This window comes from Kitasatospora sp. NPDC057198 (assembly GCF_042670125.1).
Taxonomy (GTDB): domain Bacteria; phylum Actinomycetota; class Actinomycetes; order Streptomycetales; family Streptomycetaceae; genus Kitasatospora.
In genome coordinates, this window is the sequence record NZ_JBHUWH010000686.1 from 1 (window position 1) to 2,977 (window position 2,977).

Genomic DNA, 2,977 nt, shown 5'->3' on the forward strand with positions numbered 1-2,977 from the left:
CACCCGCCCCGCGCTAATGCGCGCGTAATCGGCCCGCGCCCCGGCTCTCCGGCCGGGGCGCGGCACGGTTTTCTCTTTCACAGTCTCGGGAAGGCGGCGGTTCGTGGAGAAGGTCAGCCGGTACCTCGTCGTGGGCGACGAGACCTACAGCGACGCCTCGGGCGTCGGCGTGCGATTGGTGTTCGCGACCAGGACGGCCCGCCTGCTGGCCGTGGACCCGGACACGGCCGCCGCGCTGCGCGCCGGCGACCCGGACGGGGTGGCCCCCGGACTGGCGGGGGAACTGCGCCGGGCCCGGATCCTGGTGCCGGCCGACGAGGACGAGCGGGCCGCGGTGCTGGAGCGCAACCGGCGGGCGTCGGCCGACCTGTCCGCCGTGCACGTGGCGCTGCTGCCGACCTCGTACTGCAACATGGGGTGCGCGTACTGCGGGCAGGAGCACACCGCGGGCGGCCTGTCCCGGGACCACCGGGACAAGGTCCGGGCGCGGGTGCTGCGGAAGATCGGGGCGCCCTCCACCCGCAGCGCGCGGATCGACTGGTTCGGCGCCGAGCCGATGGTCGGCTACGCGGTGATCCGCAGCCTCGCGCCCGCCTTCGTCGCCGCGGCGGCCGGGCGCGGCATCCCGTATTCGTCGGTCATCGTCACCAACGGTTCGCTGCTCACGCCCGCGAAGATCCGCACGCTGGTGGGGGAATGCGGCGTCACCCAATTCGAGATAACCCTCGACGGGCCGCCCGAGGTGCACGACGTGCACCGCCCGCTGAAGAACGGGAAGGGTTCGTTCCGGCACATCGTCGAAGTGGTCGGGGAAGCCCTGGAGGATTCCCGGAACGACGGCGCGCTGTTCCGTTTCAGGACCAACGTGGACATCGGGAACCGGGACAGCGTCCCACGCTACCTGGAATTGATGGCGGAGCTGGGAATGAGCCGTCCGAACGTCAATTTCTCCATCATGCCCGTGCATTCCTGGGGCAATGACGTGTCGGCGGTCGAACTCGCCGGGCGCGAATTCGCGGAGCGCCAGGTGGAGTGGTTCCGGATGATGGCGGAGCGGCGGCTCAACGTGCAGTTGGTGCCGACCGCGGCCAACGCCGTGGTCTGCCCGGCGGTCACCACCTCGGCCGAGCTGATCAGCAGCACCGGGAAGGTCTTCTCGTGCAGCGAGTACCCGCTGGTCCCGGAGGCGGAGCGGCAGTTCGCGCTGACCGACATCAGCGCGCCGGCCCCGGGTCCGCACCGCCCGGTCGGGCAGTTCGACGACTGGCACGAGGACGTCGCGGAGAACCGCACCTGGTGCGGCGAGTGCGTGTTCATGCCCACCTGCGGCGGCGCCTGCCCGAAGGCGTGGCGGGAGGGGAACCCGCCGTGCCCCAGCTACAAGTACAACTTCCAGGGGCGGCTGGCGGTGCTGGCCGCGCAGGCCGGGCTGCTCCCCGCGGGGGCCGGACGGTGACCCGGGAGCCGGAGGACCGGCACCGGCTGCTGGTCGGGGTGACCGGATCGGGGAACGTCCTGAACCTGCCGCACTACCTGGCGGCGCTCGCCGCCGACTCGGAGGTCCGGGTGGTGATGACGAGGTCGGCGGCCTCGATCCTGCCGCCCGCCGCGGTGCGCCTGGTCTGCCCGCGGGTGCACTGCGACGGCGTCGACGAACTGGCGGTCAGCCACGTCGAACTGGCCTCCTGGGCCGACACCTTCGTGGTGCTCCCGGCCACCGCCAACATCCTGGGGCAGGCCGCGAACGGGCTCGCCTCCGGCCTGCTGAGCACGGCCCTGCTGGCCCGCCGGCCCCCGGTGCTGTTCTTCCCGAGCATGAACCCGGTGATGTGGGAGCAGCGCGCCGTCCGGCGGAACGTGGAGCGGCTGCGCGGGGACGGGCACCTGGTGATCGATCCGGTGCCGGGGGACGCCTGGATCATCGCGAACCGCCGCACGGAGCCCGTCGTGGGGGCTCCCGGGCCGGCCGCAGTGGCCGAGGTGGTGCGTGAACTCCGTTCGCTGGAAGGGGAGATGATCGGCGGGCGGCCATGACCGACACTCCTCCGGGGGTACGATCAGTAGTCGAACTGTCGACGGGGCGGAAGGCGAGGGCGGGGCGGTTGCCGAGGGGGTCGCAACTCTTGCGCGCGCTGTCCGGCGGGCCGATGGGGGTGCCGGGGTTCCGGCTGCTCGTGCTCGGACAGTTCGCCTCCATGGTGGGCGACTACTGCTACGCGGTGGCGCTGCCCTGGCTGGTGCTCGGCGGTGGCGGCGGGACGGCGCTGCTCGGGACGGTGCTCGCCTGCTACGGCGTCGCCCGGGTGGCCACCATCCCGTTCGGCGGCATCCTCGGGCCGTCCGTCGGCGGCGTGCTGGTGGCGTTCTGGGGCTCCGCGCCCGCGCTCGGGGTGGACGCCGCCTCCTTCCTGCTGTCGGCGGCGGTCCTGCTCCGGATCCGGACCCCGGCACCCGGCCCCGGCGCGCCGGAACCCGGTGCCGGGGACCGGGTGCAGGAACCGGGCCCGCGCTTCGGCGAGGTGCTGCGCCGGGGCCGACTGCTGCACGTGGTGGTCGTCGTCGCGCTGATCTGCAACCTCGCCTTCACCGGCACCATGGAAGTGGCCATGCCGGACTTCGCGCACCGCACCTTCGGGGCCGCCGGGTACGGCGTCCTGCTGACGCTGCTCGGCGCCGGGGCCCTGGCCGGCTCCGCCCTCGCCGCCCGGGCCGGGGAGGTGCGCCGCCCGGCTCGGCCTCGGCTACGGGGCGTTCGACTTCCTGATGGACGGCGACCGGCCGGTGTTCCTGGAGGTCAACGCCCACGGGGACTGGAGCTGGTACGAGGACCGGGCCGCCGTCCGGACGGTCTCCGGGGCGGCGGCCCGGCTGGTGCGTGACCACTACCTGCGCGCCGCCCGCGCCGGCGGCCGGCCCGCGCCCCGGCCGGACCTGCTCGGCTTCCTGCTGGCGGGCGGGCGGGGGCCCGGCGCGGGCT

General features: G+C 73.8%; 3 protein-coding genes. All 3 read left to right on the top strand.

Annotated features, from left to right (window positions below):
- The first annotated feature begins 103 nt into the window (after positions 1–103).
- Complete coding sequence (locus ACFUEL_RS37720) at positions 104–1,456, top strand: radical SAM protein (protein WP_380242430.1); 1,353 nt, start codon at positions 104–106, stop codon at positions 1,454–1,456.
- Positions 1,453–2,034, top strand: coding sequence for a flavoprotein (locus ACFUEL_RS37725; protein ID WP_380242432.1), 582 nt, complete (start codon positions 1,453–1,455; stop codon positions 2,032–2,034). The genes ACFUEL_RS37720 and ACFUEL_RS37725 overlap by 4 nt, the downstream gene beginning before the upstream one ends.
- 89 nt (positions 2,035–2,123) lie before the next feature.
- Positions 2,124–2,879, top strand: coding sequence for an MFS transporter (locus ACFUEL_RS37730; RefSeq protein ID WP_380242434.1), 756 nt, complete (start codon positions 2,124–2,126; stop codon positions 2,877–2,879).
- Positions 2,880–2,977 lie beyond the last annotated feature (98 nt).